Source organism: uncultured Amaricoccus sp. (genome assembly GCF_937858865.1).
In the GTDB taxonomy this organism is placed as follows: domain Bacteria; phylum Pseudomonadota; class Alphaproteobacteria; order Rhodobacterales; family Rhodobacteraceae; genus Amaricoccus.
In genome coordinates this window covers 1-5648 of sequence record NZ_CALLYO010000461.1, presented here as the reverse complement: position 1 = coordinate 5648, position 5648 = coordinate 1, and the positions used below count along the sequence as shown (strand labels likewise).

Annotated in this window: 9 protein-coding genes; 5 read left to right on the top strand and 4 right to left on the bottom strand. The window is 70.6% G+C overall.

All coding sequences use genetic code 11. The features are described from left to right. From Q0112_RS13550 to Q0112_RS13540, 3 genes are all read left to right on the top strand, one after another. Positions 1-261, top strand: a 261-nt coding sequence (locus Q0112_RS13550) for a 2-C-methyl-D-erythritol 2,4-cyclodiphosphate synthase (protein WP_297976129.1), incomplete at its 5' end; no start/stop codon positions are given. After that, a complete protein-coding gene (locus Q0112_RS13545; RefSeq protein WP_297976127.1) occupies positions 258-749 on the top strand; it encodes a phosphatidylglycerophosphatase A in 492 nt (163 codons plus the stop codon). The genes Q0112_RS13550 and Q0112_RS13545, both read left to right, overlap by 4 nt. Continuing rightward, positions 746-1231 (top strand): CinA family protein, encoded by a 486-nt coding sequence (locus tag Q0112_RS13540; RefSeq protein ID WP_297976125.1) that lies wholly within the window; start codon positions 746-748, stop codon positions 1229-1231. The genes Q0112_RS13545 and Q0112_RS13540 overlap by 4 nt, the downstream gene beginning before the upstream one ends. Here the strand turns inward: Q0112_RS13540 and Q0112_RS13535 are convergent. Then, positions 1207-1674 carry a type II toxin-antitoxin system RatA family toxin gene (locus Q0112_RS13535; protein ID WP_297976123.1) on the bottom strand — a complete coding sequence of 156 codons (468 nt, stop codon included), beginning with the start codon at positions 1672-1674 and terminating at the stop codon, positions 1207-1209. The genes Q0112_RS13540 and Q0112_RS13535 overlap by 25 nt on opposite strands. A gap of 77 nt (positions 1675-1751) precedes the next feature. Here Q0112_RS13535 and hpt point away from each other — a divergent pair, with 77 nt between their 5' ends. Then, positions 1752-2297 carry a hypoxanthine phosphoribosyltransferase gene (gene hpt / locus Q0112_RS13530; protein WP_297976121.1) on the top strand — a complete coding sequence of 182 codons (546 nt, stop codon included), beginning with the start codon at positions 1752-1754 and terminating at the stop codon, positions 2295-2297. 85 nt (positions 2298-2382) lie between these two features. Here hpt and Q0112_RS13525 read toward each other — a convergent pair whose 3' ends face one another. The 3 genes from Q0112_RS13525 to Q0112_RS13515 form a co-directional block, all read right to left on the bottom strand. Then, positions 2383-3021, bottom strand: a complete 639-nt coding sequence (locus tag Q0112_RS13525; protein WP_297976119.1) for a biotin transporter BioY — start codon at positions 3019-3021, stop codon at positions 2383-2385. An 83-nt stretch (positions 3022-3104) separates the two neighbouring features. Further along, positions 3105-3761, bottom strand: a complete 657-nt coding sequence (locus Q0112_RS13520; protein ID WP_297976117.1) for a CDP-diacylglycerol diphosphatase — start codon at positions 3759-3761, stop codon at positions 3105-3107. Next, complete coding sequence (locus tag Q0112_RS13515; protein ID WP_297976115.1) at positions 3758-4177, bottom strand: DUF6314 family protein; 420 nt, start codon at positions 4175-4177, stop codon at positions 3758-3760. The genes Q0112_RS13520 and Q0112_RS13515 overlap by 4 nt, the downstream gene beginning before the upstream one ends. Positions 4178-4245: 68 nt before the next feature. On the opposite strand from Q0112_RS13515, the gene purB reads away from it, so the two are divergent. Further along, positions 4246-5550, top strand: a complete 1305-nt coding sequence (gene purB / locus Q0112_RS13510; protein ID WP_297976112.1) for an adenylosuccinate lyase — start codon at positions 4246-4248, stop codon at positions 5548-5550. Positions 5551-5648: the final 98 nt, after the last annotated feature.

Below are 5648 nucleotides of genomic sequence, written 5' to 3'. Positions count from 1 at the left end.
GCCTCCGAGGTCTTTCTCGCCAAGGCGGTCGAGCGGGCGGCCGAGCGCGGCTATGTGATAACCCACCTCGACTGCACGCTAGTCTGCGAAGCGCCGAAGGTCGGCCCGCATGCGGGCGCCATGCGGGATACGCTGGCGCGGATCGCCGGGATCGGCGCCGACCGCGTCAGCGTCAAGGCGACGACCTCCGAGCGGCTCGGCTTCACCGGGCGCGGCGAGGGGATCGCGGCAATCGCCACCGCGACGCTGGTGCGGCGGTGACGCGGCTCGTCGCCACCTTCGGTTACATCGGCCTGCTGCCGGGGCCGGCCGGCACCTGGGGGTCGCTCGCGGCCCTGGGCGTCGGCTACCTGCTGCATCTCCTCGGCGGGCCGTTTCTCCTCGCCGCCGCGATCGTCGCGGGCTATGGCGCGGGGCACTGGGCGACGCGGGTCGAGACCTTCGAGCAGGAGGACCTCGATCCCGCGCACATCGTAATCGACGAGGTCGTCGGCCAGTGGATCGCGCTGATGCCGCTGTCGCTCGGCCTCTGGATCGTCGGCGCCCCGGCATCGCTCTTCCCCTGGCCGGGCTGGGTCGGGGCCTTCGTCTTCTTCCGCCTCTTCGACATCTGGAAGCCTGGGCCGGTCGGCTGGGCCGACCGCCGGCCGGGGCCGACCGGGGTGATGCTCGACGACGTCTTCGCCGGCCTCCTCGCCGCCCTCGTCGTCACCCTCCTCGCCAGCATTTCGCACGGTTGGCTGCGATGATCGCCGAAGCGAAGGCGCGGCTGCTGATCGATGCGGCGCGCGCCCGTGGGCTCCGCATCGTGACGGCGGAGAGCTGCACCGGCGGGCTGGTGAGCGCGGCGATCACCGATATCGCCGGGGCCTCTGATGTCTTCGACCGCGGCTTCGTGACCTATTCCTACCCGGCGAAGGTGGCGATGCTGGCGGTCCCGCAGCTGCTGCTGGCCGAGCACGGCGCCGTCTCCGAACCGGTGGCGCGGGCGATGGCGGAAGGCGGGCTCGCGGCCTCGGAGGCGGACGTCGCCGTCGCCGTCACCGGCGTCGCCGGGCCAGGCGGGTCGGAGGCGAAGCCGGAGGGGCTGGTGTGGTTCGCCACGGCGACGGCGCTGGAGACGCGGGCGGAGCGGCGCGCGTTCGGCGCGCCGGGGCGGGAGCGGGTGCGGGCGCTGAGCGTCGAGACGGCGCTCGATCTCGCGCTTCAGGCGCTCGAGCGGCTGCCGTAGAGCGCCTCGGCGCGCTTCTCGAAGGCGCGCACGATGCGGAGCATCGCTTCGTGGAAGACGAGGCCGATGAGCTTCTGCAGGATGGCGGAGCGGAACTCGAAGTCGACGAAGAAGTCGACCTCGCTCTCCGCGGGGCCGCGCGGCTCGAAGCGCCAGTGGTTCTTCAGGTAGCGGAACGGACCGTCGAGGTACTCGACGTCGATGCGGCGGGCGGCGGGGCGGAGCGTCACGCGGCTGCCGAAGCGTTCGCGGTAAACCTTGAAGGAGATGACGAGATCGGCCTCGATCACCTCGCCATCGCCCTCCGGCAGCGGCTTGCGCGAGCGGATGCGGGCGGCGGCGCACCAGGGCAGGAATTCGGGGTAGCGGGAGACGTCGGCGATGAGGCCGTACATCTCCTCGGCGCTGTAGGGCACGATGCGCGTCTCGGCGTGGGTCGGCATGGTGCCTCGGGTTGCGGATTGTCGGGGTCCGACATTGCCAATAGGATCGCCGGCGGCACAAGGGGGCGCCCGCGGGGATGAGCAAGCCGGACTATGTGATCGACAAGATGATCTCGGCCAAGGCCATCGCGGCGCGGGTCGAGGCGCTGGCGCGGGAGATCTCGGCCTTCTATGCCGGGACCGACAAGCTGGTGGTGGTGGGGCTGCTGCGGGGATCCTTCGTCTTCATCGCCGACCTGGTGCGCGAGCTCGACCTGCCGGTCGAGGTCGACTTCCTCGAGGTCTCCTCCTATGGGGATGCGACGGTGTCGAGCAGGGAAGTGCGCATTCTAAAGGACTTGCGAGGCCAAATTGCGGGGCGCGACGTGCTCGTGGTCGAGGACATCATCGACACCGGGCGCACGCTCAAGCATGTGCTCGCCATCCTGAAGACCCGCCATCCGAAGCGGCTCGAGGTCTGCGCGCTGCTCGACAAGCCGTCGCGGCGCGAGGTGGACGTGAAGGCGAAATGGGTCGGCTTCGAGATCCCGGACGAGTTCGTGGTGGGCTACGGGATCGACTATGCCCAGCGGAACCGGAATCTGCCGCACATCGGAAAGGTGCGGTTCATCTCAAGAGGTTAACACCGGTTCTTCGGTATGGAAGCAATATGGAACCCGTATGGGATCCATATTGCGACCGTTTTCGTCGGGAGCTTGTGCTAACCGCTCAGGCGCGGGCGGTGCCGATGAGCTTCCAGAGGCCGGGCACCAGCACGGCGGCCAGCGCGAGCTTCAGCGCGTCGCCGATCAGGAAGGGCGTGAGGCCCCAGGCGAGCGTCTGGTCCCAGACGGAGGCGTACCTCGCCGGGTCGAAGAGGCCGTTCGCGATCAGGTAGCCGAGCCAGAGCAGGCCAGGGACGTAGATGAGGGCGTTGCCGGCGAGCAGCGCGAGCGCCATGCCACCGACGCTGCGGTCCCAGCCGCGACGGGCGGCGAGCCCGAGCGCGACGGTGGCGAGGAGGTAGCCGACGAGGTAGCCGCCGGTCGCCCCCATCATGTAGGCGAGGCCGGAGGTCCCGGCCGAGGAGTTCTGGAAGACGTCGAAGCCGAGGGCGCCGATCAGCATCCAGCCCCCGATCGTGGCGAGCCCGAGGCGCGGGCCGTAGGCGGCGCCGATGGTGAGGACGGCGAAGGTGCCGAGGCTGATCGCCACCGGCGACGGCCAGACCGGCACCTTGACCTTGGCGCAGATGGCGAGCGCCGCGATGCCGACGGCGACGAGCAGGGCACGCTTCACCCATAGCCCGGCGCCTTCGGCGGGCCAGAGGGCTTCGGTCAGGACGTGTCGGGATGCAGTCTCGGCCATGGTCGCTCCAGGTTGGAAAGCTCCGGATGCGCGCAGTCTTGCCGCAGTCGGGCGCGGCTGTCCAGCCGCGGGTCACGGGAGGGTCACGGGCAGGTCTCGTCGAGGATCTCCTCCGCCTCGGCGTCGGGGGCGGACTCGGCGAGGAGGAGGAAGCCGCCGCCGGGGGCGGCGGTGACGGCGAGGGACTGGGCGGCCATGTCCTCTCGGGCGCCGGGGAGATCGCGCAGGAGGAGGAAGGGGCTCGGCTCGAGGGTGGCGGTGCGGCGGGCGTGGTAGGCGTGGCCGTCGAGGGTGAGCGTCGTGGTCCAGCCGGGGCCGACCGGGGTGGCGGCGAGGGTGCCGGCGATCTCCGGGGCGAGGCAGGAGATGTGGATGTGAAGGAGATCCTGGGTGCGGCCGCCCTTCGAGTTGATGGCGAGCGCGAGGCGCTCGCCGGGGAGGAGGTCGCGGCCGACCGTCCAGCCGTGGCGCCAGAAGGCGACGACCGGGGGGACGAGGGCGCGGGAGTCCTCGATGCCGGTGACCTCGACGTCGGGGACGAGAAGCCAGGCGCGCGGCTTGGCCGGGTCGTCGTCCGCGAGGACGACGAAGCCCCGGGCGCGGTCGACGCGGGTGCAGCCGGCGGTGGCAGGGTCGGCGAGGCAGGTCTGCATCGCGCGATAGAGGGCGAAGGAGCGGGTGTCGGGCTCGGGGGCCGGGGCACAGGCGGCGAGGAGCGCAAGCGCGAGAAGGCGTCTCATGCGGCGAAGGGGCGGTAGCGGCTGAACATGGTGTAGTCCTTGCGCGGACCGCTGACACGCCATTCCGCCCGCCAGAGCGGCCAGGCGGCGAAGTCGTAGCTGACGCGGTAGCTGTCGGGCGGGCAGTCGTGGGCGGCGGTCGGGGTCGGAGCGTCCGGGTCGAAGCTGTGGAAGAAGCGGCCGTCGTCGAAGAGGACGTCGATCCCCCCTGCCCCGCCCTCGCGCCAGAGGTAGCGGCGGCTCGCCTGCATCGGCGGGCCGTCCGGGAAGGCGAGCGTTCCCGTCTCCGCATAGGCGAGGCCGTCGGCTGCCGCGGTGAAGCGGGCCTCGCCGGTCAGCCGGCCGATGCGGCCGGCGCGCGCATCCTCGATGACGCGCTCGAGGCGCCAGACGCCCGCGAAGGAGGAGAGCCGCATGAAGCCTCGCTTGTGCCGGGTCGGAGGCGAGACTATCAGACGGCCGCGTCAGAGCGAAAGGTCCCGGCATGATCCCGCGCTATTCCCGCCCCGAGATGGTGAAGATCTGGTCGCCGGAGACGAAGTTCCGCATCTGGTTCGAGATCGAGGCGCATGCTGCGGACGCGCAGGCCGCGCTCGGGGTGATCCCCAAGGCGGCGGCCGAGGCGATCTGGAAGGCGAAGGACGTGGAGTTCGACGTGGCGCGCATCGACGAGATCGAGGCGGTGACCAGGCACGACGTCATCGCCTTCCTGACGCATCTCGCCGAGCATGTGGGCGAGGAGGCGCGCTTCGTGCACCAGGGGATGACGAGCTCGGACGTGCTCGACACCTGCCTGAACGTGCAGCTGGTACGGGCGGCGGACATCCTGCTCGCCGATCTCGACGCGCTGCTGGCGGTGCTGGAGCGGCGGGCCTTCGAGCACAAGGACACGGTGACGATCGGGCGGAGCCACGGGATCCATGCCGAGCCCACGACTTTCGGGGTGAAGCTGGCGCAGGCCCATGCCGAGTTCGCCCGCGGGCGGGCGCGGCTGGTGGCGGCGCGGGCGGAGGTGGCGACCTGCGCGATCTCGGGGGCGGTCGGGACCTTCGCCAACGTCGACCCGGCGGTCGAGGCGCATGTGGCGCAGGCGATGGGGCTGGTGCCGGAGCCGGTCTCGACGCAGGTGATCCCGCGCGACCGGCACGCGATGTTCTTCGCCACGCTCGGGGTGATCGCGAGCTCGATCGAGCGGCTGGCGGTGGAGGTCAGGCACCTGCAGCGGACCGAGGTGCTGGAGGCGGAGGAGTATTTCGCGCCGGGGCAGAAGGGGTCGTCGGCGATGCCGCACAAGCGGAACCCGGTGCTGACGGAGAACCTGACCGGGCTGGCGCGGCTGGTCCGGATGGCGGTGGTGCCGGCGATGGAGGACGTGGCGCTCTGGCACGAGCGGGACATCTCGCATTCGTCGGTCGAGCGGGCGATCGGGCCGGACGCGACGGTGACGCTCGACTTCGCGCTGGCGCGGCTGACCGGGGTGATGGACCGGCTGGTGGTCTACCCGGAGAATATGATGCGGAACATGAACCGCTTCCGCGGGCTGATCCATTCGCAGCGGGTGTTGCTGGCGCTGACGCAGAAGGGGGTGAGCCGGGAGGCGGCCTATGCGATGGTGCAGCGGAACGCGATGAAGGTCTGGGAAGCGGGCGCCGACTTCATGGCCGAGCTGAAGGCCGACCCGGAGGTCCGGGCGGTGTTGAGCGAGGCGGAAATCGAGGACAAGTTCGACCTCGCCTATCACACCAAGCACGTGGACACGATCTTCCGGCGGGTGTTCGGCAGGGCGTGATACGGCCTCCGGCTGGGCGAGGGGAATTCCGCTTGTGTTGACAGCGACTTGGGCGGACTGGAATGCGGCCGGAAGGAGGCTGGAAAGCGGCCATACGA

Excerpts from the sequence above, each read along its gene's own strand:
- Q0112_RS13540 (WP_297976125.1), top strand. The coding sequence starts at position 746 with ATGATCGCCGAAGCGAAGGCGCGGCTGCTGATCGATGCGGCGCGCGCC.
- purB (WP_297976112.1), top strand. The coding sequence starts at position 4,246 with ATGATCCCGCGCTATTCCCGCCCCGAGATGGTGAAGATCTGGTCGCCG.
- Q0112_RS13515 (WP_297976115.1), bottom strand. The coding sequence starts at position 4,177 with ATGCGGCTCTCCTCCTTCGCGGGCGTCTGGCGCCTCGAGCGCGTCATC.
- Q0112_RS13535 (WP_297976123.1), bottom strand. The coding sequence starts at position 1,674 with ATGCCGACCCACGCCGAGACGCGCATCGTGCCCTACAGCGCCGAGGAG.
- Q0112_RS13520 (WP_297976117.1), bottom strand. The coding sequence starts at position 3,761 with ATGAGACGCCTTCTCGCGCTTGCGCTCCTCGCCGCCTGTGCCCCGGCC.
- hpt (WP_297976121.1), top strand. The coding sequence starts at position 1,752 with ATGAGCAAGCCGGACTATGTGATCGACAAGATGATCTCGGCCAAGGCC.
- Q0112_RS13525 (WP_297976119.1), bottom strand. The coding sequence starts at position 3,021 with ATGGCCGAGACTGCATCCCGACACGTCCTGACCGAAGCCCTCTGGCCC.